Annotated in this window: 25 protein-coding genes and 1 riboswitch; of the genes, 15 read left to right on the forward strand and 10 right to left on the reverse strand. The window is 70.7% G+C overall.

Features of this window, described 5'->3' with window-relative positions:
• Window positions 1-16 precede the first annotated feature (16 nt).
• Genes C516_RS0107720 through C516_RS18955 form a run of 5 tightly spaced genes read right to left on the reverse strand, consistent with a single transcriptional unit; the run spans window position 17 to window position 4700 of the window.
• Window positions 17-487, reverse strand: a complete 471-nt coding sequence (locus C516_RS0107720; protein WP_018717792.1) for a cupin domain-containing protein — start codon at window positions 485-487, stop codon at window positions 17-19.
• The gene (locus C516_RS0107725; protein WP_018717793.1) at window positions 477-1586 is read right to left on the reverse strand and encodes a RuBisCO large subunit C-terminal-like domain-containing protein; all 1110 of its coding nucleotides are present in this window, start codon (window positions 1584-1586) and stop codon (window positions 477-479) included. Before C516_RS0107725 ends, C516_RS0107720 begins: the two co-directional genes overlap by 11 nt.
• Entirely contained in the window at window positions 1583-2518 is a 936-nt protein-coding gene (locus C516_RS0107730; protein ID WP_018717794.1) for a DMT family transporter, read from the reverse strand. The genes C516_RS0107725 and C516_RS0107730 overlap by 4 nt, the downstream gene beginning before the upstream one ends.
• Window positions 2515-3624, reverse strand: a complete 1110-nt coding sequence (locus C516_RS0107735) for a sensor domain-containing diguanylate cyclase (protein ID WP_018717795.1) — start codon at window positions 3622-3624, stop codon at window positions 2515-2517. Before C516_RS0107735 ends, C516_RS0107730 begins: the two co-directional genes overlap by 4 nt.
• A 26-nt stretch (window positions 3625-3650) precedes the next feature.
• Window positions 3651-4700, reverse strand: coding sequence for a phosphoribulokinase (locus C516_RS18955; protein WP_018717796.1), 1050 nt, complete (start codon window positions 4698-4700; stop codon window positions 3651-3653).
• Between the two features lie 154 nt (window positions 4701-4854).
• Between C516_RS18955 and gltX the strand changes: the two genes are divergently transcribed.
• The gene (gene gltX, locus C516_RS0107745) at window positions 4855-6264 is read left to right on the forward strand and encodes a glutamate--tRNA ligase (RefSeq protein WP_026321021.1); all 1410 of its coding nucleotides are present in this window, start codon (window positions 4855-4857) and stop codon (window positions 6262-6264) included.
• A 52-nt stretch (window positions 6265-6316) separates the two neighbouring features.
• Window positions 6317-7708, forward strand: a complete 1392-nt coding sequence (cysS, locus tag C516_RS0107750; RefSeq protein WP_018717798.1) for a cysteine--tRNA ligase — start codon at window positions 6317-6319, stop codon at window positions 7706-7708.
• Window positions 7709-7731: 23 nt separating this feature from the next.
• On the opposite strand, the gene C516_RS0107755 is transcribed toward cysS, so the two are convergent.
• Entirely contained in the window at window positions 7732-9006 is a 1275-nt protein-coding gene (locus C516_RS0107755; protein ID WP_018717799.1) for an HlyC/CorC family transporter, read from the reverse strand.
• Between the two features lie 20 nt (window positions 9007-9026).
• On the reverse strand, window positions 9027-9836 hold the full coding sequence (locus C516_RS0107760) for a cytochrome C assembly family protein (RefSeq protein ID WP_018717800.1): 810 nt from the start codon (window positions 9834-9836) through the stop codon (window positions 9027-9029).
• A gap of 143 nt (window positions 9837-9979) precedes the next feature.
• Between C516_RS0107760 and ffh the strand changes: the two genes are divergently transcribed.
• The 7 genes from ffh (at window position 9980) to C516_RS0107795 (ending at window position 16153) form a co-directional block, all read left to right on the forward strand.
• A complete protein-coding gene (gene ffh / locus C516_RS0107765) occupies window positions 9980-11383 on the forward strand; it encodes a signal recognition particle protein (RefSeq protein WP_018717801.1) in 1404 nt (467 codons plus the stop codon).
• A 105-nt stretch (window positions 11384-11488) separates the two neighbouring features.
• Window positions 11489-11749 carry a 30S ribosomal protein S16 gene (gene rpsP, locus C516_RS0107770; RefSeq protein ID WP_018717802.1) on the forward strand — a complete coding sequence of 87 codons (261 nt, stop codon included), beginning with the start codon at window positions 11489-11491 and terminating at the stop codon, window positions 11747-11749.
• A 15-nt stretch (window positions 11750-11764) separates the two neighbouring features.
• Complete coding sequence (gene rimM, locus C516_RS0107775; RefSeq protein ID WP_156831162.1) at window positions 11765-12289, forward strand: ribosome maturation factor RimM; 525 nt, start codon at window positions 11765-11767, stop codon at window positions 12287-12289.
• Between the two features lie 2 nt (window positions 12290-12291).
• A complete protein-coding gene (gene trmD, locus C516_RS0107780) occupies window positions 12292-13044 on the forward strand; it encodes a tRNA (guanosine(37)-N1)-methyltransferase TrmD (protein ID WP_018717804.1) in 753 nt (250 codons plus the stop codon).
• 12 nt (window positions 13045-13056) lie between these two features.
• Window positions 13057-13437 carry a 50S ribosomal protein L19 gene (gene rplS, locus C516_RS0107785; protein ID WP_026321022.1) on the forward strand — a complete coding sequence of 127 codons (381 nt, stop codon included), beginning with the start codon at window positions 13057-13059 and terminating at the stop codon, window positions 13435-13437.
• A 149-nt stretch (window positions 13438-13586) separates the two neighbouring features.
• Window positions 13587-13690, forward strand: a riboswitch (TPP riboswitch).
• Complete coding sequence (locus C516_RS0107790) at window positions 13680-15062, forward strand: SLC5/6 family protein (RefSeq protein WP_018717806.1); 1383 nt, start codon at window positions 13680-13682, stop codon at window positions 15060-15062. It overlaps the preceding riboswitch by 11 nt.
• A gap of 65 nt (window positions 15063-15127) precedes the next feature.
• Window positions 15128-16153, forward strand: a complete 1026-nt coding sequence (locus C516_RS0107795; RefSeq protein ID WP_018717807.1) for a proline racemase family protein — start codon at window positions 15128-15130, stop codon at window positions 16151-16153.
• A gap of 12 nt (window positions 16154-16165) precedes the next feature.
• Here the strand turns inward: C516_RS0107795 and ald are convergent, their stop codons facing one another.
• Entirely contained in the window at window positions 16166-17284 is a 1119-nt protein-coding gene (gene ald, locus C516_RS0107800) for an alanine dehydrogenase (protein WP_018717808.1), read from the reverse strand.
• Between the two features lie 40 nt (window positions 17285-17324).
• Entirely contained in the window at window positions 17325-18539 is a 1215-nt protein-coding gene (serB, locus tag C516_RS0107805; RefSeq protein WP_018717809.1) for a phosphoserine phosphatase SerB, read from the reverse strand.
• A gap of 122 nt (window positions 18540-18661) precedes the next feature.
• Here serB and C516_RS0107810 point away from each other — a divergent pair, with 122 nt between their 5' ends.
• From C516_RS0107810 to ilvB, 3 genes are all read left to right on the forward strand, one after another.
• Window positions 18662-19420, forward strand: a complete 759-nt coding sequence (locus C516_RS0107810) for an SIR2 family NAD-dependent protein deacylase (protein WP_018717810.1) — start codon at window positions 18662-18664, stop codon at window positions 19418-19420.
• Window positions 19421-19425: 5 nt separating this feature from the next.
• Entirely contained in the window at window positions 19426-19821 is a 396-nt protein-coding gene (gene msrB, locus C516_RS0107815; protein WP_018717811.1) for a peptide-methionine (R)-S-oxide reductase MsrB, read from the forward strand.
• 189 nt (window positions 19822-20010) lie between these two features.
• Window positions 20011-21876, forward strand: coding sequence for a biosynthetic-type acetolactate synthase large subunit (gene ilvB, locus C516_RS0107820; RefSeq protein WP_018717812.1), 1866 nt, complete (start codon window positions 20011-20013; stop codon window positions 21874-21876).
• 108 nt (window positions 21877-21984) lie between these two features.
• Here the strand turns inward: ilvB and C516_RS0107825 are convergent, their stop codons facing one another.
• Window positions 21985-22725, reverse strand: coding sequence for a hypothetical protein (locus C516_RS0107825; protein WP_018717813.1), 741 nt, complete (start codon window positions 22723-22725; stop codon window positions 21985-21987).
• A 170-nt stretch (window positions 22726-22895) separates the two neighbouring features.
• Between C516_RS0107825 and htpG the strand changes: the two genes are divergently transcribed.
• The 3 genes from htpG to C516_RS0107840 form a co-directional block, all read left to right on the forward strand.
• Window positions 22896-24788: a molecular chaperone HtpG gene (gene htpG / locus C516_RS0107830; RefSeq protein WP_018717814.1), complete on the forward strand. Its 1893-nt coding sequence runs from the start codon at window positions 22896-22898 to the stop codon at window positions 24786-24788.
• Window positions 24785-25348 carry an elongation factor P hydroxylase gene (locus tag C516_RS18960; protein WP_018717815.1) on the forward strand — a complete coding sequence of 188 codons (564 nt, stop codon included), beginning with the start codon at window positions 24785-24787 and terminating at the stop codon, window positions 25346-25348. Before htpG ends, C516_RS18960 begins: the two co-directional genes overlap by 4 nt.
• Before the next feature lie 312 nt (window positions 25349-25660).
• On the forward strand, window positions 25661-26046 hold a 386-nt coding region (locus tag C516_RS0107840), incomplete at its 3' end, for a DUF3304 domain-containing protein (protein WP_018717816.1).

Raw genomic sequence — 26046 nt, forward strand, 5'->3', positions numbered from 1 at the left:
GGGTGCCGCCGCAGGGCTATCGGCGCAGGCGCGTCGCGATGTCCGGGTAACGGCTCAGCCGTTCCACCTCGTCGTCGTCGGGCAGGGTGGGGCGGTCGCGCTCGCGGTCGACGATGCACAGAAAGCCGAGGGGCCCGTCGCCGGTGGCGTGGAACTGGTGGACGGTGTGCGGCGCGATGTAGACGACGTCATGGGGGTGCACCGGCTCCACGCGGTCCCCCAGGATCACCTGGCCGCCGCCGCGCAGCACGACCACCGAGTGTGGGTGGGCGTGGTATTCCAGCGTGGAGTAGCCGCCGGGCTGGATCTCGAAGTACCGCGTCACGAAGCCCGGGGCGCGTTCGTCCTCCCCCTCGCCGATCAGCGTCTGGCGGGTGATGTCGCGGAAGGTCGTGGTGCCCTCGCTCTTGTATTCGCGCACCGGCACCGCCTCCCAGCGGAAGTCCCGGGCGTGGAGCACCTTGCTGCGGTCGTCGTCACTCGTCATGGGCGTGTTCCAGGGCCTCGATCAGGCGCGCGGAGGCGGCGGCGATATCCCCGCGCGCGTACAGGCTGCCGCCGACCAGGAACAGGGTATCGCGCCCGTAGTGCCGTGCCCAGGCGCCGATGCGCGTGACGTCCAGGCCGCCGCCCGGCGTCGGCATGGCGGCGCGCAGGCCGCCGAGGGGGCGGCGCAGCCGCTCGTTGATGCGCTCGCAGCGGGCCAGCGAGAAGCCGAAGCGCCCGCCGCGGTTGGGGTAGATGACGGCGTCGCCGCCGGCGATGCGGAAGAGCTCGCCGAGCAGCAGCGGCGCGCTGATGCCGTGGCGCGGCGAGAACAGGTCGCCGGTCAGGGCCGGGTGGGCCATGACCGCGAGGCCGGGCTCGTCGCGCAGCCAGGCGACGGCGTCCATGCCGGTGAGCCAGGGGTTGACCAGCACACCCGCGCAGCCCGCCTCCCGCGCGGCGCGGGCACGGGCCATGAGCGTGGTGCGCTGGGCGGTGACGTTGGGGAAGTACTGGCACCGGCGGCCGGTGGCGGCGTTGGCGTCGGTCACCGCCGCCTGGCAGCGCGCCAGGCGCTCCTCGAAGGGCGCGGCGGCCTGGTCGGTGAGCCCGTGATCGTCCTTGATGATGTCCACGCCGCCCCGGGCGAAGGCCGAGCAGCGCGCCGCCAGCTCGCTGGCGGACAGCCCCATGGGCTTGAGCGCGGTGGCGAGGAGGGCGCGGCGGGGTACGCCGGTGAGCGCGCGCAGCCCCTCGGTGCCGGTGCCCGGCCCGCCGAAGGTGTCCAGCAGCGTCTGCGGCCAGTTCACGTCGATCAGACGCAGGCCGCGCTTGAGGGAGATGTTGCCGAACAGCAGGTTGATCAGCTGCGGCCATTCCGCCGCGGTGGCGGCGACCGGGAAGCGTATCCGTGCCTGCCAGACGCCGCGTCCGCTCGGCTCGACCGAGCGCACCTCGCCGACCATCCCCGCCGCCGCTGCCGGGACCAGTGCCGCCGGCAGTTCCACGGTCTGCTCCAGGGCGATGTCCTGCGCCCGTTCCTCGGCGCTCTCGCCGCGGCCGGGGCGTATTTCGTAGGTGGCGGTGAGGTGCTCGCTCATGCGCGGCTCCCTTCGGCGGACGAGGTCTCAGGGCGGGGTGCCCTGTGGCCCCGCAGGGTGAGCAGGCCGGCGCCGACGATCAACAGGCTGCCGGCCACGGTCAGCAGGCCCGGCACCTCGCCCCAGAACAGCCAGCCGGCGAGCGAGCCGAACACCACCGAGATGTAGGTGAACGGTCCGATCTGGCCCGCGGGCGCCAGGCTGTAGGCGCGGGTCAGGCAGAGCTGGGCGGTGGTGGCGCAGGCGCCCATCAGGCCGAGCCAGCCCAGCGACGCGAGCCCCGGTGTCTGCCAGGCCCAGGTGAGGGGCAGCGCCGTCAGCGTGGTCGCGAACACGCCGAAATAGAAAACGATCCGCGGGGCGGGCTCGCTGCGGCCCATGCGCCGGATCGCGACCTTCGCCAGGCCGCCCAGGAACGCCCCGCCCAGGCCGGTGAGCCCGGCCAGGGCGAAGCGGTCCGCGCCGCCGGGGCCAAGCACCAGGGCGCTGCCGGCGAAGCCGACGCCGATGGCGATGCGCGCGCTCGCGGGGATGCGCTCGCCGAGCCAGACCAGGGCGATCAGCGGGATGAAGAACGGCGCGGTGAGCTTGAACAGGATCGCCTCGGCCAGGGCGAGGTGCTCGATGGTGTAGAAGAAGCAGTACATCGCGCCGACGCCCGCGGTGGCGCGCAGCAGGTGCCACTGGATGCACTCGGTGCGCAGTGCCCCGGGTCCGTGGCGCAGGGCCACGGGCAGTACCAGTGCCAGCCCGAAGAGGTTGCGGAAGAACACCAGCATCTCGTTGGGCAGGTCCGCCGAAACCACCTTGATGGCGGCGCTCATGGTCGCGAGCAGCGCCTCGGAGAGGATGATCAGGGTGGCGCCGGTGAGCAGGGGGTTCGGGGAGGCGGGGCGGCTGCGGCGGTCGGCGTGTCTCCCGGGCCAGCTCATGCGCCGCCCGGCTCGCGCACCGTGTCGCCGCCGCGCTGGCGGGCGTTGAAGATGCCGTCCTCCGCGGCGGCGATCAGCTCGGCCGGGTCGTCGGTGCCGTCCGCGGCCGTCGCCACGCCCGCCGAGAGGCTGACCCGTGCCTCCCGCCCCTCGCCGTCGGTGACCGTCAGCGCCGCGAGCGTCTGGCACAGCGTCTGTGCCGCGGTCCGGGCGGCGGTCCGGTCGTGGCCGGGGAGCAGGACCGCGAAGCGCTCGCCGGAGTAGCGGCAGCACACGCCGCTGTCCGGGGTGTGCTCGATGAGCGTGGCGCCGATGGTGGCGAGCATGCGGTCGCCGACGGCCGGTCCATGGCGCTCGTTGAACAGGCTGAAGCGGTCGATGTCCAGCATGATCAGGCCGGTGCCGTCGCCGCGCGCGGCGCCACGGGCGAGCTCCCGGGGCAGGGCCTCGGTGAAGTAGGCGCGGTTGAGCAATCCGGTCATCGGGTCGCGCACGGCCTCGTCGCGCAGACGCCGCTGCAGGGTCATGCCCGCGAGCACGAGGCCGGCGCTGCGGGCGAGCAGCTCGCAGCGCCCGGATATCGCCTCGGTGGCCGACGCCTCGTCCTCCGGCCAGACCCGCAGCTCGCCGACCAGCAGCCCGAAGCCGCGGGCGGGATAGACCCAGCCCTGGCCCGTTGGCCCGGCGGAGACGCGCCCCGCCAGGCGCTGCGGCGGCGAGCCGCCCTCGCGCCGGCGGTAGGGGCGGTTCCACTGGTCTTTGGCGTCCCAGACCGCGGCCACCGCCATGGTGCCGTCATCCCCGGCCAGGCACAGCGCCCCGCGGGTGCCGGGCAGCAGGTAGCGGGCGGCGGAGACGATGACCTCGCAGGCGTCGGATTCCGTGGGGGCGATGGCGAGGTGGCCGAGCAGGTCGAGGACCTTGTCCATGCCGATACGCCGTTCCGGTGCCTCCTGGCCGGCGCTGGCGCCGTGGTGCTCGAGTTCCGCGACCTCGTCGGACATGCGCTCGGTGAGCGCGGCGAGCTGGCCGCGCAGGTCCTCCTGCTGGATGAGCAGCTGCCGGAGCCGCTCGCCGATTTCCTCGCCACTACGCTTGCGCGGCATGGATGGTCTCCCGGCGGAATGGGCGTCTATTCTTCGGCGTCCCCGTCGGCTTCGCGGCCGCGGCGGCGCAGCAGGGCGTGGACGTGCCCGAGGAAGGGCCAGGCCACGAGGAGCTGGGTGAACACGATGGTCGAGGCCTCGTTCGCCACGTCGGTATCGCCGTCGGTCTCGATCCCCGTCAGGCGCATTATATCCGATTCCAGCCGGGCCAGCGCCTGGACCGGCAGGGCGCCGTCGATGTGCACCACGTTCACCGCCCGTCCCCAGAAGCTGCTGGGCACGTTCGCGAGCATGAACGGCAGGGCCTGGCGCCGGGTCATGGCGTTGAGGTCCACGGGCAGGTGCAGCGGCGGCAGCGGGGTCTGCGTCGGCGTGACGATGATCTCCATGTGGTGGCAGTGCTCCGGGATCTGGCCCTGGAGCTCGTCCACCGCCAGTGCGCCGAGCTCGCTTTCATTGATGCGCACGATGACGTCGGCGTTGGCCTTCTGGAAGTCGATCCAGCGCTGGTAGTGGGCCTCGCGGCGGTCCATCTCCGTGCGCGCCTCCTCCGGCGTGTAGCCCCGGCGGTGGACGTCGCGCTCGAGCTTCCAGTGGCGCTTGACCTCGCGTTCCGGGTCGACGAACAGCCGGAAGTCGAGCAGCGGCAGGAATTCCGGGTAGAGCGCGTGCAGGCCCTCGACCACGATGACCGGTGTCGGCCGGAACAGCTCGGCCTCCCCGAAACGGCCGGTGACGTGGTCGTAGGTGGGCACCTCCACCGGTTGCCACTCGCGCAGCGCCGCCAGGTGTTCGCGCACCCGGGGCAGGTGGTTGGCCCGCGGATCCAGCGGTGAGCGGCCGCTGCGGCGGCGGGCCTCGCGGTCCTCCTTGTGGTAGCCGTCCAGGGTGAGGGTGGCGACCATCTCGTTGCCGAGCAGCCGGCGGATGCCGCGGGCGTAGGTGGATTTGCCGCTGCCGCTGTCACCGGCCACGCCCACGACGACGGGCCGGCGCGCGGCGGCGAGCAGCGCGCGGAGGTCGCCGTCGAGGCCGTCCGCCTCCGGCTGGCGGGCGCTTTCGGGACCGTGCGGCATGGGGATCTCCGGGTGTGTTCTGCCCCGCGCAGTGGGGCGGCTGTTTCGTCGTAATTGTGCGCTGCGTCGGGCCTGTGTCAAACCGCGACCGGTTGCCGTGTCGCGGGCGGGCCGGTTGGTGCCGCTGTGGCGTTTCCGCTACCATTGCGCGGCTATGGCCGAACCCCTTGTCAGGACCCGTTTCGCCCCGAGCCCGACCGGGCGGATGCACCCCGGGAACGTGCGCACGGCGCTGTTCAATGCGCTGCTCGCGTGGCACCACGGTGGGCGTTTTCTCGTGCGCATCGAGGACACCGACGCCGGGCGCAGCGACCGGGACGCCGAACGGGCGCTGCTCGACGGGCTGCGCTGGCTCGGGCTGGACTGGGACGAGGGGCCGGACTGCGCGGAGCCGCGGGGCGGCGCGCGCCAGTCGGAGCGCGGCGAGGTCTACGCCGACTGGTACCGGCGGCTGCTCGACGCGGGGCACGCCTACCCCTGTTTCTGCAGCGCGGAGACCCTGGAGCGCAACCGCCAGGCGCAGCGGGCCGCCGGCCGGCCGCCGCGCTATCCCGGGACCTGTGCCGGTATCGATCCGGCGGAGGCGGCCCGGCGTGTGGCGGCCGGCGAGTCCGCCGTTCTGCGCCTGCGGGTGCCGGCGCAGCGGCGCATTGCGTTCACCGACCTGGTCCGCGGCGAGCAGGCGGTCGACGCCGCCGAGCTCGGGGACTTCGTCATCCAGCGGGCGGACGGCACGCCGGCCTTCCTGTTCTGCAATGCCGTCGACGACGCCCTCATGGGCGTGACCCATGTGCTCCGCGGCGATGATCACCTCGCCAATACGCCGCGACAGCTGCTCGTGCTCGAGGCCCTGGGGCTCACGCCGCCGCGCTACGGACACCTGCCGCTCATCCTCGGCGACGACGGCGCGCCGCTGTCCAAGCGCAACGGCAGCCGCTCCCTGGAGGCCTTGCGTGAGGACGGTTTTCTCCCCGCTGCGCTGACCAACTACCTCTACCGTCTCGGGCACAGCAGCCGGGACGATACCCTGATGGACGTCGCCGGCATGGCGCGCGTCTTCGACATCGCGCGCCTGGGGCATGCGCCGGCGCGGTTCGATCCCGTCCAGCTCGGTCACTGGCAGGACGAGGCCGTGGCTGCGGCACCGGTGCGGACACTGGCCGCCTGGCTGGACGCGGACGCGCCGGTGCCGGCGGCGCAGCGCGAGGCGTTCGTCGAGCTGGTGCGCCCGAACGTGCGTTTCCCCGGGGAGGTTCGGGAGTGGGCGGAACGGCTGTTCGGCGCGGTCCCCGAGGGCGACGCGGCGGTCCTGCACGAGGCGGGGGCGGCGTTCTTCGAGACGGCGGCGGGCGTTTACGACGAGGCGGGCCCGGACTGGCGGGCGTTCACCACCGCACTGCGCGAGCGCACCGGCCGGGGCGGGCGGCGGCTGTTCATGCCGCTGCGCGTGGCGCTGACCGGACGCGGCGACGGACCGGCGCTCGCCGAGGCCGCGCGACTCATGGGCCCCGAGCGGGTCGCCCGCCGCCTGCGCGCCGCCGCCGGGCGCGCGGCGGGCGCGTGAGTACAACGACACCGCCTGCCGCGCCACGGTGGGCCGGAAGAGGACGACGAACATGCTCCAGATCTACAACAGCCTGACGCGCCGCAAGGAGCCGTTCCAGCCCATCGAGGCCGGCCGGGTACGCATGTACGTCTGCGGCATGACCGTCTACGACTACTGCCACCTCGGCCACGCCCGGGCGATGGTCGTCTTCGACGCCGTCGTCCGCCATCTGCACCGTCTCGGCTACGATGTGACCTACGTGCGCAACATCACGGACGTGGATGACAAGATCATCCGCCGGGCGGCGGAGACCGGCGAGGCCCCGGAGGCGCTGACCCGGCGGTTCACGGCGGCGATGCACGAGGACGCGGACGCCCTCGGCTGCCTGCGTCCGGACCTGGAGCCGCGGGCCACGGGCCACATGGCGGCGATCATCGCCATGATCGAGCGCCTGATCGAGCGCGGCTACGCCTACGCCGCGGACAACGGCGACGTCTACTACTCGGTGGCGCGTTTCGAGGGCTATGGCCGGCTCTCCGGCGAGCGCCTGGAGGACCTCCGTGCCGGCGCGCGGATCGAGCCCGGCGAGGCCAAGCGCGACCCGGCGGACTTCGCGCTGTGGAAGGCGGCCCGGGAGGGCGAGCCGAGCTGGCCCTCGCCGTGGGGCGCGGGGCGGCCGGGCTGGCACATCGAGTGCTCGGCGATGTCCACCGCCGCGCTCGGGCCGCACTTCGACATCCACGGCGGCGGGCTGGACCTGAAGTTCCCCCACCACGAGAACGAGATCGCCCAGTCGGAGGCCGCCTGCGGCACGACCTACGCCAACTACTGGATGCACAACGGGCACGTGCGCATCAACGACGAGAAGATGGCCAAGTCCCTGGGCAACTTCTTCACCGTGCGCGACATCCTCGCCGAGCACGCCCCGGAGGTGGTGCGCTACTTCCTGCTGAGCAGCCATTACCGCAGTCCTCTAAACTTCACCCCGGAGTCCCTCGCCGAGGCCGCCTCAGGGCTGGAGCGGCTCTATCTCGCCGTGCGTGACCTTCCCCCCGTGGCCGCCCAGGACGACGAGGACTGGCGTGCGCGCTTCGACGCGGCGATGAACGACGACTTCAACACCCCCGGGGCGCTGGCGGTGCTCTTCGAGCTGGCGCGGGCGGTCAACCGGGCCCGCGAGGCCGGGGAGCGGCGCACCGAGGGACTGGGGGCGCTGCTGGCGGAGCTTGCCGGCGACCTCGGGCTGCTGCGCGAGTCGCCGGAGGCGTTCCTCAAGCGTGGCGGCGGCAACGGCGACGGCCCGGATGATGACGAGGTTGTCCGCCTGATCGAGGCGCGCACGCAGGCCCGCCGCGAGCGGGACTTCGCCCGGGCGGACGCCATCCGCGACGAGCTTCAGGCCGCCGGCGTGGTGATCGAGGACGGCCCCGAGGGCACCACCTGGCGGCGTACCCGCCAGTAGGGTCGCCCCGGAGCGCGTTGTCGTCAGCGCCGGTTCCCGCCGGTGGGTGGCGGCTGGATACGGGCGAGCTTCACCCGGTTGCCCTGGGTCTGGATGATGGTCACCGGGTAGCCCTCCAGCATCAGGCTGGTGCCGGGGGCCGGGATGGTCTCGAGCTGCTCGAGGATCAGCCCGTTGAGCGTCTTCGGCCCGCCGGTGGGCATCTCCGCGTGGAGCGTGCGGTTGAGCTCGCGCACGCTGGCGCTGCCCTCCACCAGGAACGAGCCGTCCGACTGCGGGTGGACGTCGCGTATCACTTCCGCCGGGTCGGTGGTGAATTCCCCGACGATCTCCTCGAGCAGGTCCTCCAGGGTGATCAGCCCCATGATGTCGCCGTACTCGTCCACCACCAGGGCGATGCGCCGGCGCCGGTTCTGGAAGTTGAGCAGCTGCACGTGCAGCGGTGTGGCCTCCGGCACGAAGTAGGGCTCGTGCATGCCGGCGATCAGCTCCTCGCGGGTGAGCTCGCCGGTGAGCAGGCTGGAGAGCACCCGGCGGACGTGGAGTACCCCCTCGATCTCATCCACCGCGCCGCGGTAGACCGGCATGCGCGTGTACTCGGTGTTGGCGAGCAGTTCCAGGATCGCGTCCCAGTCGTCCTCCAGGTCGATGCCCACGATCTCGCTGCGCGGGATCATGATGTCCTCGACAGTGGCCTGCTCCAGATCGAGGATGTTGGTGAGCATGCGCTGGTGGGTGCGCGGGATCATCGCGCCGGCCTCGTTGACCACGGTGCGCAGTTCCTCGCGGCTGACCGCCGCGCCGGCATCCTTCTCGATGCGCACGCCCACGGCCCGGAGCATGCCGTTGGCGATGAGGTTGATCAGCCACACCAGCGGGTAGAGCACGCGCAGCAGCGGTGACAGCGCGAACGCGGCGGGGAAGGCCACGCGCTCCGGGTGGAGCGCGGCGAGGGTCTTGGGCGTGACCTCCGAGAAGATCAGGATGGTCAGGGTCAGCAGCCCGGTGGCCACGGCAATGGCACTCTCGCCGCCGAGGCGCAGCGCGATCACCGTGGCGATCTGCGCGGCGAGGATGTTCACCAGGTTGTTGCCGATCAGGATCACGCCGATCAGCCGGTCGGGGCGCTCGAGCAGGCGCTGGGCGATGCGCGGCCCGCGACGGCCCTCGCCGGCGAGGTGATTCAGCCGGTAGCGATTGAGGGTCATCAGCGCCGTCTCCGAGCCGGAGAAGCACCCGGAGAGCACCAGCGAGACGATCAGCGCAATGACCAGCCCGGATAGCGGGATGTGTTCCACGGCGCCTCCTCAGCGCACCATCAGGCGCCGAGCACCAGTTCCAGCATGATCTTGGAGCCGAAGTAGCCGAGCGCGAGGACGAGGAAGGCGGCGATGCTCCAGCGTGCGGCCACCTGCCCGCGCCAGCCGTAGTGCCGGCGCCCCAGCAGCAGCATCGCGAACAGGGCCCAGGCGAGCACGGTGAGCACGGTCTTGTGCACCAGGTGCTGGGCGAAGAGGTCCTGGACGAAGAACCAGCCGGTGGCGAGCGAGGCCGTGAGCAGCACGAAGCCGACGCGGAGCATGGTGAACAGCAGCGCGTCCATGTCCTGCAGGGCGGGGAGCAGCCGCAGGAAGCCGCCGGGATGGCGGTTGCGGAGCTGGCGCTCCTGGACCGCCAGCACCACCGACTGCGCCGCGGCGATACCGAGCACGCTGTAGGCGATCACCGACAGCAGCACGTGACTGTCCACCCCGGCGAAGCCCACCGGGTTGGTCGTATGGGCCACGCCGAAGCAGTACTGCGCCAGTACCGAGGCGGCACCGATCGGGAAGACGATCACGCCGAGGCTTTCCACCGGCTCGCGCACGGCGGCGAGCACCAGCAGTGCCGCCATCACCCAGCCGATGAGCGCCCCGGCGTTGAACAGCCGCAGATCCAGGCCGTTGCTCTGCCAGATGGTCTGGCTGAGGATGACGGCGTGCAGGGCCACGCCGGCCACTGCGAGCGCGATAGCGGCCTGGCGGGTGCCTTCGCGGGCCGGGAGCCGCCGTGTGAGGCGCAGCACGAGGACCACGGTGGCCGCCAGGTAGAGGGCGATGACGGTGATAGTCAGTAAGGGGTGAATCATTCGCGCCGGTGTGCGCTCCTTGAGTTGGCGTCGATCATCGCACACCTTGCTCCGGGCTTCGAGTCCCGGACACGGTCCTCGCCCCGGCATCGCCCCGACCGTTATACTAACGGGCTGTCGACGAATATCCATTGGAGCGCGCCATGTTCAGCAGTCTCAGCGAACGGCTCGAGGGCATCAGCAAGCGCCTGCGCGGCCAGGGGCGGTTAACGGAGGACAACATCCGCGACACCCTCCGCGAGGTGCGCATGGCGCTGCTCGAGGCGGATGTCGCGCTGCCGGTGGTCAAGTCCTTCGTCAACGACGTCCGTGAGCGTGCCCTCGGCTCGGAGGTGATGAAGAGCCTCTCGCCGGGGCAGGCCTTCGTGAAGATCGTGCGCGACGAGCTCGTGCGCGTGATGGGCGAGGAGAACACCGGCCTGGACCTGGCCACCCGCCCGCCCGCAGTGGTCCTGGTGGCGGGGCTGCAGGGCTCCGGCAAGACCACCAGTATCGCCAAGCTCGGGCGCTGGCTCGCCGAGCGTGAGAAAAAGAAGGTCCTCACCGTATCCCTGGACGTCTACCGTCCCGCCGCCATCGATCAGCTCGAGCGCCTCGCCGGCGAGGTGGGCGTGGATTTCCAGCCCACCCAGACCAGCGACGACCCGGTGACCGCGGCCGAGGCGGCCGTGGACCGTGCCCGGCGCGAGTACTACGACGTCCTGCTGGTCGACACCGCCGGCCGGCTGCACGTCGACGAGACGATGATGGACGAGGTCAAGCGCGTGCACGGCGCCCTCGATCCGGTGGAGACGCTGTTCGTCGTCGACAGCATGACCGGCCAGGACGCCGTCAACACCGCCAAGGCGTTCGACGAGGCGCTGCCCCTCACCGGTGTGGTCCTCACCAAGACCGACGGCGACGCCCGCGGCGGTGCGGCGCTGTCGATCCGCTACATCACCGGCAAGCCCATCAAGTTCCTCGGTGTCGGCGAGAAGACCGACGCCCTCGAGCCCTTCCACCCGGACCGGGTGGCCTCCCGCATCCTCGGCATGGGCGACGTGCTCAGCCTCGTCGAGGAGGTCGAGCGCTCGGTGGACAAGAGCGAAGCCGAGAAGATGGCTTCCAAGCTCAAGAAGGGCAAGGGCTTCGATCTCGACGACCTGCGCAAGCAGATGCAGCAGATCAACAAGATGGGCGGCATGGGCGGGTTGATGGACAAGCTCCCCGGCATGGGCAAGCTCACCGAGCAGATGCAGGACCAGGTCGGTGAGAAGCAGATCCGTCGCCAGATCGCGATCATCGACTCCATGACCCCGCGCGAGCGGCGCCGCCCCGACATCATCAGCGGCTCGCGCAAGCGCCGCATCGCTCGCGGCAGCGGGCTGCAGGTGCAGGACGTCAACCGCCTGCTCAAGCAGCACAAGCAGATGCAGAAGATGATGAAGCAGATGAAGAAGGGCGGGATGCAGAAGATGATGCGCCAGTTCGGCGGCGGCGGAGGCGGCGGCTTTCCACCGGGGGGCGGCGGCATGCCGCCCGGCGGCCCGTCCGGTTTCCTGCGGTGATGCCCCGTCGGGGCGGTTTTACATCGGCGCGGTTTCAAGTAGACTTGCGCGTTTTACATCGGTAGCCCAGTTCTGTTTGCCGATCACAGGGGATTAACGAACACGATGGTAACCATTCGTCTAGCTCGCACTGGCGCGAAGAAGCGGCCCTTCTACCACCTGATCGTTACCGACAGCCGCAACCCGCGGGACGGTCGGTTCATCGAGCGCCTCGGGTTCTATAACCCGGTCGCGACCGGTCAGGAAGTCTCGCTCAAGCTCGAGCTCGAGCGTGTCGACCACTGGCTCGAGCGTGGCGCCCGTCCGACCGAGAGTGCCGAGGGGCTGATCCGCAAGGCGCGCAAGGGCGCGGCCGCGGAGGCGTAACGACCCGGGAGGCGGCTGGTGCAGCGTGGCGCGCAGGATGACCCGCCCGTGGTGCTGGGCGAGATCGTGGGCGTTCACGGTGTGCAGGGCTGGGTCAAGGTGTATTCCTGGACCCGGCCGATGGATAACATCCTCGGCTTCACCGAGTGGCAGCTGCTCGACGATGCCGGCGCCGCGCGTACTCTGAAGCTGCGTTCGGGCCGGCAACAGGGCAAGGGCCTGATCGCGCATCTGGAGGGCGTCGAAGACCGTGATGCGGCGCGGGCGCTCATCGGGCGACAGATCGCCGTGCCCCGCTCGGCGCTGCCGCCGGCGGAAGAGGGTGAGTACTACTGGCACGACCTCGTCGGGCTCGAGGTCGTCAACCGCGAGGGCGTGGTCCTCGGCCGTGTCAGGCGGCTGATGGAGACCGGGGCGAACGACGTGATGGTCGTGGCCGGCGAGCGCGAGCGGCTGATCCCGTTCGTCGTCGACGTCTTCGTCCTCGACGTCGATCTCGGCGCGGGGCGTCTGGAGGTCGACTGGGACCCGGAAGACTGACGGTGCGCTTCGATGTCGTCACGATCTTCCCGGAGATGCTCCGGGCGATCACGGAATCCGGGGTGACCCGGCGCGCGGTGGAGCGCGGGCTGATCGAGATCGCCCCGCAGGACCCGCGGGACTACACGACGGACCGCCACCGCACGGTGGACGACCGGCCCTACGGCGGCGGTCCCGGCATGGTCATGAAGGTCCAGCCGTTGCGCGACGCGATACACGCGGCGCGTTCGGCGGTGCCGACGCCGGCGACGGTGGTCTATCTCAGCCCTCAGGGCCGGCCGCTGGACCAGGCGACGGTGAGCGAGCTGGCGCGGCTGCCGCGGCTCATTCTGCTGTGCGGCCGCTACGAGGGTGTGGACGAGCGCCTGATCGCCGCGGAGGTGGATCGCGAGATCTCGGTCGGGGATTTCGTGGTCAGTGGCGGCGAGCTGCCGGCGATGATGCTCATCGATGCGGTGAGCCGGCTGGTGCCCGGGGTGCTCGGGCATGTGGATTCCGCCGAGGAGGATTCCTTCACGGCGGGATTGCTGGACTGCCCGCACTATACGCGTCCGGAGTCCATCGACGGGCGCGACGTGCCGGCGGTGCTGCTCGGCGGCGATCACCAGGCGGTGGCGCGCTGGCGGCGCAAGCAGGCGTTGGGACGGACTTGGCTGCGGCGCCCTGAGCTGCTGTCCGGGCGGGAGCTGGACGGCGACGCGCAGGCGCTACTGGAAGAATTCATCGAGGAGTACCGAGGGGACTCGGAACGCTAGGGGTTTGTGGTCATGAGCAACATCATCAAAGAGCTTGAGCGGGAACAGATCGAAAAGTCCGGGCGCAGCCTCGACGCGTTCGCACCCGGTGACACCGTGCTGGTGAACGTCTGGGTCAAGGAGGGCAACCGCGAGCGTGTGCAGCCCTTCGAGGGCGTGGTCATCGCCAAGCGCAACCGCGGTGTGAACTCCGCGTTCACCGTGCGCAAGACCTCCCACGGCGAGGGCGTCGAGCGCGTCTTCCCGCTGCACAGCCCGGTCATCGAGAGCATCAAGGTCAAGCGCAAGGGCGACGTGCGCCGCGCCAAGCTCTACTATCTCCGCGATCGTCAGGGCAAGGCCGCCCGCATCAAGGAGAAGATCCGCACCAAGGGCGCGAAGCAGGGCGCCTGAGGCGCAACGCCCGTCCGTGTCCCCCGCGCCGGGGGGCGCGCGAGCGTGACGAAGGCCATCGGCACCCCGTGCCGGTGGCCTTTTTCGTGGCACCGCCGGATTTGCCATCGGCGCGGCTGCGCGCGAGAATCACCGACTCACCACAATCCGACCGTCGCCAGGGGAGTCCGTCACGGACTGAGAGTGCGCGCCGCGCAGACCCTGGAACCTGATCCGGATCATACCGGCGGAGGTAGCGCGACATGTACCTGACCCTTGCCACGCTCGGCGTGGCCCTCATCGCCTTTACCTGGATCGGCCTGCGTGCCCGTGCCACCTCGGCCGGGCTGGACGACTACGTCACCGCCCGCAACAGCCAGGGCGCGACCGTGCTGGGCCTGTCTTTCCTCGCCTCCGGCATGGGGGCATGGATCCTTTTCGCCCCGCCGGAGGTGGGCGCCTTCGTGGGGCCGGTGGCCCTCGCCGGCTATGCCGTCGGTGCCGCGCTGCCGTTCCTGGTCTTCGCGCTCTGCGGCCCGGCGATCCGGTCCCGGGTGCCCCAGGGGCGCAGCGTCGGCGACTTCGCGGAGGCCTGTTACGGGACGGCGGTACGGCGCTGGGTGGCGCTGATCTCCGTGCTCTACATGCTGTGCTTCCTCGCCGCGGAACTCACCGCCATCGGCGCGATCACCGCGCTGCTGTCGGATCTGGACGGCGGCGTGGTCGTGGTAGCCGTGGCGGTGGCGACCCTCGCCTACACCGCCGCCGGCGGACTGCGCGCGAGCCTGGAGACGGACCGCTGGCAGGCCTGGCTGCTGCTTGCCTTATTGGCCCTGGTGACCGGTGTCGCCCTGGGCGGGACGGGACGGCCGCCGGCGGCGTCGGCGATGCCCTCGGTGCCGCTGGCGGACGGCCTGGCGGTGGCACTGGCGCTGGTGCTCGCGGTGACCGCCGCCAACCTCTTCCACCAGGGCTACTGGCAGCGGGTCTGGGCCGCTCGGGACGCACGTGTGCTCGGGCGCGGGGCGCTCCTCGGGGCCGGCACCACCGTCGTGGTGGTCGCGGTGATCGGTGCCCTGGGCATCGTCGCGGCGATGACCGGACTGTCCCTCGGCGATCCGCCGATCCCTTTCTTCGCGCTGCTCAATGCCGCCCCCGCATGGGTCACCCTGCCGGCGCTGGTCCTGGCGGTCACGCTGGTGGCGTCGTCCGTGGACACGCTGCAGAACGGCATCGCCTCGCTGGCGGTCACCGAGGCCCGCGGCCTGTCGCTCGGTGCGGCCCGCTGGGTGACCGTGGTGCTGATGGTGCCGGTGGTGGCCGTCGCGTTGCAGGGCCTGTCCGTGCTGCGACTGTTCCTCATCGCCGACCTGCTGTGCGCGACCACGGTGGTGCCGGTGCTCATGGGACTGTGGCGGCGGACCACGCCGGCCGCCGCGGTGGCCGGCACCGCCGCCGGTCTCGCGGGTTCCATTGTGCCGGGCTGGTGGCAGGGTGGCGGTCCCGTCGCCGGCCTCCATGCGGCCTCGTTCCCCGGTGGGGCGCCGACCCTGGGGCCTTTCGCCGGGGCGATGATCGCCTCTACGGCGGTCTGCCTGCTGGTGGCACTGCTCGTGCCCGGACGCGAGGCCGTCGCCCGGGCCTGAATGGTTCCGTGGCCGCCTTTCCGGGCGGCGGTTAGAATGGCGGTTTTTTCGACGGGGGGGTGCCCATGGCGGAGAAGACGGCCTACACGGTGGTGGACATGCACACGGCGGGCGAGCCGGTGCGTATCTTCACGGGCGGGTTGCCCGAGCTGGCCGGCGAGACCCTGCTCGATCGCCGGCGCGACGCGATGGATCACCACGACCACGTGCGCCGGCGCCTGATGCTGGAGCCCCGCGGGCATGCCGACATGTACGGCGTGTGGCCGACGCGGGCGAGCCATCCGGATGCCGCCATGGCGGTGCTGTTCACCCACAACGAGGGCTATAGCACCATGTGCGGGCACGCCACCATCGCCCTGGGTCGGTATGCGGTGGACCAGGGGCTGGTGACCCTGGGTCCGGACGGCGCCGACTTCGTGCTGGAGTGCCCCTGCGGGCCGGTCACCGTGCACGTGCACGCGGACGCCGATGGTGCCCCGGGGGACGTGAGCTTCGACAGCGTGCCGGCCTTCGCCAGCCACCTGGACGCCGACGTGACCGTGCCGGAGTACGGCCGTATCGCCGTGGACGTCGCCTATGGCGGGGCGTTCTACGTGATCGTGCCCGCCTCGCGGCTGGGGCTCGATCTCTTCGCCACCCCCTACGAGCAGCTGCTCCACGCCGCCCGCGCCATGACCGCTGCGGCCCGCGAGCAGCTCAGCGTGAGCCATCCGGACGCCGACGACCTCGGCTTCATCTACGGCACCATCCTCACCGACGACGTCCCGCCGAGCAGCGAGGCGCCGAGCCATAATGTGTGCATCTTCGGTGGGGGACAGGTGGATCGCAGCCCCACCGGTTCCGGCGTCACCGCGCGGCTCGCGCTGGCCCACGCCCGCGGGCTGATCGAGCCGGGACAGATACGGACGTTCCGCGGCATCGCCGGGGTGGACTTCACCGCCGCGGTGCGCGGGGCCGCCGCCGACGGCAGCGTGGTCGTCACCGTGAGCGGCCGTGGCCACTACGTGGGTGAGGCACGGTTCGTGGTCGAGGCCGGCGACCCGCTGGCCGACGGCGTCGCCCTGCCGGACGAGCTCTGGGGGCGGCGCTGAGCGCGCCCCCGTTCAGCCCTTGAGGGCCTCCCGCGGGGGCAGGTAGCGGTAACCCAGCTCTTCGGCCACCGCGCGGTAGGTCACGTGCCCGCGGCAGACGTTGAGGCCGTCGAGGAGGTGCGGGTCCTCGGCCAGCGCCTGCGGGAAGCCCTTGTCCGCCAGGGCGAGGGCGTAGGGCAGGGTGACGTTGTTGAGCGCCAGCGTGGAGGTGCGGGGTACCGCGCCGGGCATGTTCGCCACGCAGTAGTGGACCACCCCGTCGACGACGAAGGTCGGCTCGTCGTGGGTGGTGGGGTGGGAGGTCTCGAAGCAGCCGCCCTGGTCGATGGCGACGTCCACCAGCACGCTGCCGGTGCGCATGCGCGAGACCATCTCGCGACTGACGAGCTTCGGGGTCTCCGCGCCGGTGACAAGCACTGCGCCGATCACCAGGTCCGCGTCGAGGACCTGGTCCTCCAGGCTCTGGCGGGTGGCGTAGATGGTGGTCAGCGCCGGTCCGAAGTGCGTGGCGAGGCGGCGCAGCACCCCGACGTCGCGGTCGAGCACGACGGTGTCGGCGCCCAGGCCGATGGCCATCGCGATGGCGTTCTCGCCGACCACGCCGCCACCGATCACCACGACGCGCGCCGGCGGTACGCCCGGAACCCCGCCGACGAGCACACCGCCGCCCCCGGCCGCCTTCTCCAGGCAGTGGGCGCCGGCCTGGATGGACATCCGGCCCGCGACCTGCGACATGGGCGCGAGCAGGGGCAGGCCGCCGTGGCCGTCCGTGACCGTCTCGTAGGCGATGCACACGGCGCCGCTGTCGACCAGGTCGTGGGTCTGCTCCGGGTCCGGGGCGAGGTGCAGGTAGGTGAACAGGATCTGGTCCGCCCGGAGCTGCCGGCGCTCCTCGCGCTGGGGTTCCTTGACCTTGACCACCAGCTCGGCCTCGGCATAGATGCGCTCCGGCGTGTCGCTGATCCTGGCGCCGGCGCGCTCGTAGTCCGCGTCGGCGTAGCCCACGCCGATGCCGGCGTCGTGCTCGACGAGCACCTCGTGGCCGTGGGCGACGAACTCGCGCACGCTGTCCGGGGTGAGGCCGACCCGGTACTCCCGGTTCTTGATTTCGCGTGGCACACCTACCTGCATGATCGCCTCCGCGCTAGTGTCGTGTCCGCTGCCGGCCGCCTCAGTGGGGCAGCTCGGCGTCCTTCATGCCCATAAGATAGAGGATTCCGTCGAGGCCGACGGTGGAGATCGCCTGGCGCGCCCGCTGCTGCACGAGCGGCTTGGCGTGGAAGGCGATGCCCAGGCCCGCGAGCTTGAGCATGGGCAGATCGTTGGCGCCGTCGCCCACGGCGATGACCTGGTCCAGGGTGATGCCCTCCTGCACCGCGATCTCCTCGAGCAGCGCGGCCTTGCGGCCGCCGTCCACGACCTCGCCGATCACCCGGCCGGTCAGTCGGCCGTCGGCGATTTCCAGCTCGTTGGCGTGGACGTAGTCCAGGTCGAGGCGCTGCTGGAGGTAGCGGCCGAAGTAGGTGAAGCCGCCGGAGATCACCGCCGTGCGGTAGCCCAGGGTGTGCAGGGTCTTGAGCAGTCGCTCCGCGCCCTCGGTGAGGGTGAGCCGCTGCGCGACGGCCTCCAGGGTGGTCTCCGGCAGGCCCTCGAGCAGGGCCACCCGCCGGGCGAGGCTCTCGCGGAAGTCGATCTCGCCGCGCATGGCCGCCTCGGTGACCGCGACCACCTGCTCGCCGACGCCGGCCTCCTTGGCGAGCTCGTCGATGACCTCCTGCTGGATCAGTGTGGAGTCCATGTCGAAGACCACCAGCCGGCGGTTGCGGCGGTAGAAGTTGTCCTCCTGGAACGAGATGTCCACGCCGAGGGCCTCGGAGATGCTGAAGAAGCTCGCCTTCATGGCGTCCGGGTCCCGGGGCGTGCCACGCAAGGTCAGCTCGATGCAGGCGCGGCTGCCGCCGTTGTCGTCGTGCAGCGCGCTGCGCCCGGTGAGGCGGACGATGTCCTCGATGTTCAGCCCCTGGTCGGTGATCACGTGGGCGATGCGCCCGATCTGCTCCGCGGTGACCCGGCGGCCGAGCAGGGTGAGCACCTGCCGTGGCGCCCCCTCGTGGGCGACCCAGCGCTCGTAGTCCTCCGCGGAGATCGGCGTGAAGCGAACGCGCAGATCCAGCTTGTGGGCCTCGTAGAGGAGATCCTTGAGCACCGGCGCGCTCTGCGCCTCGTCCGGGATCTTGATCAGTATGCCCAGCGCCAGGGTGTCGTGGATCATGGCCTGGCCGATATCGAGCACCCGGGCGCCGTAGCCGGCGAGGATGTCCATCAGTGCGGAGGTGATGCCCGGGTTGTCGTGCCCCGAGATATTGATCAGTACCACTTCGCTCATCGCGCGCGGTCCCGTCCTGCTGCGGAAAGCGCTCCATTGTAGGCCATGGGACCGGTCATTGCCCGGGTGGATTCGGGGCGGTGCGCTTCCAGTGCCATCACTGCCATTGGTATCTTGAGGGAATGACCGAGACATCCACCGAGGCGCTTCCCGCCGCCCTGACCGAGCTACTGGGCCGTGCCCGGCAGGTGCTCGCCCTGACCGGGGCGGGCGTGTCCGCGGCGAGCGGTGTGCCCACGTTCCGCGAGGCTCAGACCGGGCTGTGGGCGCGGTACGATCCGACCGCGCTGGCCACCCCGGAGGCGTTTTCCCGGGATCCGGGGCTGGTGTGGTCCTGGTATGCCTGGCGGCGCTCTCTGCTGGCGGGGGTGGAGCCGAACGCGGCCCACACGGCCCTGGCCTGCTGGCCGGGGCCGGCACGGCTGACCGTGGTCACCCAGAACGTGGACGGTCTGCACCAGCGTGCCGGCAGCGGGGACGTCATCGAGCTGCACGGCCGCATCGACCGGGACCGCTGCAGCGCCGGCTGCGCGGTGCGTCGTCCGGGGGCCACGGGTGAAACCCCGCCGGCGTGTCCGGAATGTGGCGCGCCGATGCGTCCCGACGTGGTCTGGTTCGGCGAGCCGCTGCCGGTGGCGGCGCTGTACCGGGCCGGCGAGCTCGCGGAGTCGGCGGACTGCGTGCTCAGCATCGGCACCTCGTCCCTGGTGCGCCCGGCGGCGGACTTGCCGTGGGCGGCGCTGCAGGCGGGTGTGCCGGTGGTGGAGATCAATACCGAAGCCACGCCGCTGACGCGGCAGGCGGACTGGTCGCTGCGCGGCGGTGCCGACGAGGTGCTGCCGCGCCTGGTGGCCGCACTCGGCGGCGGGCCTGGAGGATAAAGGCGATGAGCGATACCCGTGACAACGATACCCCGCAGGCACGGCTGACCCCGGAGCAGTACCGGGTCACCCAGCAGCACGGCACCGAGCCGCCGTTCTCCGGGGAGTACAACGACTTCAAGGGCGACGGCACGTTCCGCTGCGTGTGCTGCGGCGGGCCGCTGTTCGACAGCCGGGACAAGTACGACTCCGGCAGCGGCTGGCCGAGCTTTACCGCGCCGGCGGATCCGCAGGCGGTGGGCGAGTCCTTCGACGAGAGCCTGGGGATGCGGCGCACCGAAGTGCACTGCCGCCGCTGCGCCGCCCACCTGGGGCACGTCTTCCCCGACGGGCCGGCGCCCACCGGGCTTCGCTACTGCATCAACTCCGCGGCCCTGGATTTCCACTCGCGGGACGACTGATTGTCGCGCCGGTCCCGAAGGAGCGGTGCCATGCCGCTCCCGGGGAGCGGCCCCGCCGTCGCGGACGTCCGTCGCGCAGGCGCTTCCGGGCGCCCTGAAAGCTGGCATTACCTATCGTCACATTAGTATATTGATCGATCGATCCCCTGATGTTAGGGGCCACGGAGCCAGTGGAGACGAAGACCGACCATGACGGAACAAGCACCCCGCATCCCGCACAGTACCCAGCACCCCCTCGCCGGCGAGCAGATGAGCGGCGCGGAGATGGTCGTACAGGTCCTGGCGGATGAGGGGGTAGATACGGTCTTCGGCTACAGCGGTGGCGCGATACTGCCGACCTACGACGCCGTGTTCCGCTACAACGAGCGCCAGCGCGGCGATACCGGTGGTGCGCCGATGAACCTGGTGGTGCCTGCCAACGAGCAGGGTGCCGGCTTCATGGCGGCGGGCTATGCCCGCAGTACCGGCCGGGTGGGGGTGTTCCTGGTGACCTCCGGTCCCGGTGCGACAAACACCGTCACCCCCATCCGCGACTGCATGGCGGACTCCGTGCCGGTGGTCGCCATTACCGGCCAGGTGGCCCGTGGCGCCATGGGGACGGACGCCTTCCAGGAGGCACCCATCGTCAACATCATGGGCAACTGCGCCAAGCACGTCTTCCTCGTGACCAATCCGGAGGACGTGGAGGCGACCATGCGCACCGCCTTCGAGGTGGCGCGCTCCGGGCGGCCCGGGCCGGTGGTGGTGGACCTGCCCAAGGACGTCCAGAACTGGGTGGGGGAATTCCACGGCGAGGGGCTGCTCGATGTGCGCGGCTACCGTCAGCGCATGGAGTCGCTGCGCCAGGCCAAGCTCTCCGAGCGCAAGTGCCGGCAGTTCTTCGACCTGCTCGGCCAGTCCTCGCGGCCGCTGCTCTACGTCGGCGGTGGCGTGGTCAGCGGCGACGCCGGCGATGACCTCACCGCCTTCGCCAAGGCGTACGGGATCCCGGTGGTGACCACGGTGATGGGCCTGGGTGCCATCGACACCACCGACGACCTGTGCCTGCACATGCTCGGCATGCACGGCACCGCGTATGCCAACTACGCGGTGGAGGACTGCGACTTCATCATCGCCGTGGGCGCGCGTTTCGACGACCGCGTGGCCGCCAAGGCGGAACTGTTCGCGCCGATGGCCGAGCACGTGGCGCATATCGACATCGACGCCGCGGAGATCGGGAAGGTCAAGCTCGTGGACTGGGCGCATGTCGGCGACGCCGGGCGCTCGCTTCGACAGCTCGTGGAGTTCGGGCGCAGCGAGGGCTTCCGCCGGGACTTCACGCCCTGGCTGGAACACGTGCGCGGCCTGCGCGGCAGCTACCCGATGAACTTCGACCGCGAGACGCCGCTCATCCAGCCCCAGGAGGTGCTCGAACGGCTCAATACGCTGACCCGGGGCGAGGCGGTCATCGCCACCGGCGTGGGCCAGCATCAGATGTTCGCGGCGCAGTACCTCGATTTCCACCGCCCGCGCCAGTGGCTCACCTCCGGGTCCATGGGCACGATGGGCTTCGGGCTGCCGGCGGCCATCGGCGCCCAGTTCGCCAATCCGGACGCGCTGGTCATCGACGTGGACGGCGACGGCAGCATCCGTATGAACCTGGGCGAGATGGAGACCGTCACCACCTACGGCCTGCCGGTGAAGGTGCTGCTGCTCAACAACAGCTGCGACGGCATGGTGCGCCAGTGGCAGCGGCTGTATTTCGAGGACCGTTTCTCGGGCAGCGACAAGTCCCTGCATCGCAAGGACTTCATCAAGGCGGCGGAGTCGGATGGTTTCGAGTTCGCCCGCCGCGTCACCGACAAGGCGGAGCTCGGCGAGGCGCTGAAGGCCTTCGTGGGCTTTGAGGGGCCCGCATTCCTGGAGGTGGTCATCGATCCGGACGCCGGGGTGTACCCGATGGTGGGGCCGGGCATGAGCTACCGCGAGATGGTCACCGGCGATCACATCCCGTCCCGGGATTACGGTGACAGCCGTGACGGGCCGGAGCGGCTGGCGCCTTCGGAGGCCTTCTAGGCGGCGCCGTCCCGGATTGAGCGGGCCTTATTGGCGGCCGGCCCGGCGCCGGCCGCCGGCTCGCCGCGCCGCGGTTCCCGGGCGCGGGCCCGTTATCGCTGCCGCCGCCTAGCCCCGCGGCTGTTCCGTCTCTTCCGCCGTTTCCGGATCCGACTCCGATTCACCGAGGCGGGCCCGCAGCTCCTCGATCTGTTTGTCCTTCATCGCCATGACCTGCTCGATCTCCTCGGGCACGGAGACCCCGTCTGCTGACGCGTCCCCGCCGGCGTCCGGCGGATCGGCCTCCACGGTCTCCGAGAAACGCTTTTCCAGCTCTTCCAGGGAGGCCAGCCAGCGGGTCTCGGTCTCGCGGTAGGTCTGTGTCTCCTGTTCGTCGAGGCCGTGCGCCTCGACGTTCTCCAGCAGCTTGCCGGCCAGGTGGCGGACCCGGTCGTAGCCTACCCGCAGGGTGCGCAGCTCGTCGCGCAGCTCCAGCAGCGAGGCGACCCGTTCCTCCTCGCGGGTGAGCAGGCGTCGCAGGCGTGCCGATTCTTCCGCCGCGTCCTCGTTCGCCTTGTCCACGGAGGACAGGGCCGCGTAGGCGGACAGCGCCTCCTCCCGGTCGTCGGCGGTGTCGGCGTCGATGGCGGCGATCTCGGCGGCCAGGGCCTGCCGCCGGACCTCCGCCGCGCTCCCGCTGCCCGATTCGCTCGCCGCCAGGGCATCGGCGAGGTGGGCGCGGGCGGCATCGAGCGGGTCCGCATGCCGCCGGCGCAGTCGCAGAGCCAGCCAGATCGTGATGGCAGCGAGCACGAGGGCGACCTCGGCAGAGATCACGAAGGCGATGAGAACGCTGTCGTAGGTGGTCATGCCGTCGGCCTTTGTGTCGTCGTAGTTGTAATAGAATCGACCCCCGGCTCTCCCCGGCCTTGAAATGGGATCGATCCGGCACCATGCGAAGATCGTCGCCGCGGTTACGATCGTACAGACCGCGGCCGTTGTGGACCACGTCATTGATCAAGAAGGGAATGCGAAGCGGTATGAGCGCAGAGGCACAGCAGGAGACCCTGGAATTCCAGACCGAGGTCCAGCAGCTGCTGGATCTGATGATCCACTCGCTGTACAGCAATCCGGAGATCTTCCTCCGCGAGCTCGTCTCCAACGCCTCCGACGCGGCGGACAAGCTGCGTTTCGAGGCGCTGAAGGACGAGAGCCTGCTCGAGGACGACCCGGAGCTCGCCATCCGGGTGCATGCGGACAGCGAGGCACGCACGGTCACGATCGAGGACAATGGCATCGGCATGAGCCGGGACGACGTGGTCGAGAACCTCGGCACCATCGCGCGCTCCGGCACGCAACGCTTCCTGGAGGCGATGACGGGTGACGAGAAACAGGACGCGCAGCTCATCGGCCAGTTCGGCGTGGGCTTCTACTCCGCGTTCATCGTCGCCGACCGGGTGGACGTCTACACCCGCCGCGCCGGCGAGTCCCCGGAACTCGGTGTGCACTGGTCCTCCGACGGCAAGGGCGCCTACTCGGTGGAGTACGTCGAGCGCCCCGAGCGCGGCACCCGCGTGGTGCTCCATCTCGCCGAGGAACGCGACGAGTTCCTGGAGCCGCAGCGGCTTCGCCACATCATCCGCCGGTACTCCGATCACATCTCGCTGCCCATCCGCATGCCCGCCGAGGCGGATCCGGAGTCCGACGAGGCCCCGGGGGAGGAGACCGTCAACCAGGCCTCCGCGCTGTGGATGCGCCCGAAGGGCGAGATCAGCGACGAGGAGTACATCGAGTTCTACAAGCACGTCGCCCACGACTTCGAGGCGCCGCTGACCTGGCTGCACAACAAGGTCGAGGGCAACCAGGCCTACACCTCGCTGCTCTACATCCCTGCGCGCCGGCCCTTCGACCTGTTCGACCAGGACCAGCGCCACGGCGTCAAGCTCTACGTGCGCCGGGTGTTCATCATGGAGGACAGTGAGCACCTGATGCCGCGCTACCTCCGGTTCGTGCGCGGCGTGATCGACTCCGACGACCTCCCGCTCAACGTCTCCCGCGAGCTGCTCCAGCACAACAAGCTCATCGACCGCATCCGCGGCGCCTCGGTCAAGCGGGTGCTCGACACCCTGGAGCGCATGAGCCGGGACGAGCCCGAGAACTATGCCACGTTCTGGTCCCAGTTCGGCTCGGTGCTCAAGGAGGGCGTGATCGAGGACTCGGGCAACCGTGAGCGCATCGCCGGACTGCTGCGTTTCTCCTCCACCCAGGAGGCGAAACAGGAGGCGGACGTCACCCTCGCGGACTACGTCGCGCGGATGCGCGAGGGCCAGAAGCACATCTACTACGTCACCGCCGAGGGCTTCAACGCGGCGCGCAACAGTCCGCACCTGGAGATCTTCCGCAAGAAGGGCGTCGAGGTGCTGCTGCTCCACGAGCCCATCGACGAGTGGCTCGCGAGCCATCTCCACGAGTTCCAGGGCTACCCCCTGCAGTCCGTCGCCAAGGGCGAGCTGGACCTGGACGAGCTGGAGGACGAGACCGAGAAGCAGGCCCGCGAGGAGCGCGCCGAGGCGCTCAGGCCGCTCACCGAGAAGCTCCAGGAGTCGCTGGGCGAGCGGGTCTCCGAGGTCCGTGTCAGCGACCGCCTCACCGACTCGCCGGCCTGCCTGGTAGTGGGCGACTACGAGCTCGGCATGAACCTCCAGCGCATGCTCAAGGCCGCCGGCCACGAGATGCCCCAGGGGGCGCCGGCGCTGGAGATCAATCCGGATCACGCGCTGATCCAGCGGCTCGAGGGCGGCGGCGAGGATGCGCGCTTCGACGACTGGGCGCAGCTGCTCTTCGACCAGGCCCAGCTTACCGGCGGCGGCCAGCTCGAGGACCCGGCGGCGTTCGTGCAGCGGGTCAACCGTCTGCTGGAAACGCCGGCGTGAGCGGCACCGGGCAGCCGTGGCCGTCGGCGGATGCCGGCGGCCACGACCCGGCGGAGCTGATACGGCTGTTCGACGACGAGTTCGCCCCGGAGAACACCCGGCTGGTGCGCGGCGATGAGGAGCCGCTGTACCTGCCGGCGGACGACACGTGTGCGTACCATCGGGTGGTCTTCGCCCATGGCTTCTTCGCCAGCGCGCTCCACGAGATTGCGCACTGGTGCATCGCCGGACCCCGGCGCCGGGCGCTGGTGGACTACGGCTACTGGTACGAGGGGGACGGACGGGACGCCGTCACCCAGGCCGAGTTCGAGCGGGTCGAGGCCCGCCCCCAGGCGCTGGAGTGGGCCTTCAGCATGGCCGCGGATGCACCCTTCCGGGTGAGCGTCGACAATCTGGACGGCGATCCCGGTGATCCGGACGGCTTCCGCCGCGCCGTCCGCGACGCCCTGGCGGTGTATCTCCGCGACGGACTCCCGCCGCGGGCCCGGCGTTTCGCCATCCGCCTGCAGGACCGCTACGGCGGTCATATCGAGCTGCCCGCGGATCTTCCTCGTTTATGATCGCGTTGGGTTGCGGTGTGAGTGATCCGCATTCCGGACTCGGCAACCGGAAAGTACTGAGGTAGGCTGATATCGCCCGGACCGGGCAAGCCTGGCCCGGTACGCACCGCCAGGAAGGCGGAAGGCGCATTATCGCGCGGGTTGATGCACTTCGGCTTTTGACCAGGGAAGGTGGCACATGGCTGACGATTCCTTCACGGGCATCCCGCCCGGGTTGTCCGGTTCCTCGCCGACACGACACACCGCACCGCCGGGACCGGCCGGGGGCGGTCACGGAAAGCCGGGCATCCCCGGGCCCGCCGGCGTGTCAGCATGACAGCACGCCGCTCGACCCCCCTCATCGTCTGGCCCCTGCTCATGGCCGCCCTGCTCACCGCCTGCGGCGGCGGGGAGGGCATCGGCGTGTCCGTCTCGGCGGTGAACTACACCGAGCGGGGTATCCGCTACTTCTCCGTGCACCGCCCGGGCGATGCCAAACGCAGCGCCGTGGGCATGAGCATCCGCCCTTACGGCGCCGGCGGCGTGACCTGCTGCGTGCCGCTGCCCAGGCAGTGGCACGAGGGGCTGGAGGTCGTCGTGACCGTGCGTCCCTCACTGGTCGGGGATTCCTACGAGGAGCGCCAGCAGAACTACGTCGAGCGCCGGGACAACGGCACGCTGGACCTCGAGCGCACGGTGGCGGTACCCCGCTACGGCGA

This window comes from Arhodomonas aquaeolei DSM 8974, assembly GCF_000374645.1.
Lineage (GTDB): Bacteria > Pseudomonadota > Gammaproteobacteria > Nitrococcales > Nitrococcaceae > Arhodomonas > Arhodomonas aquaeolei.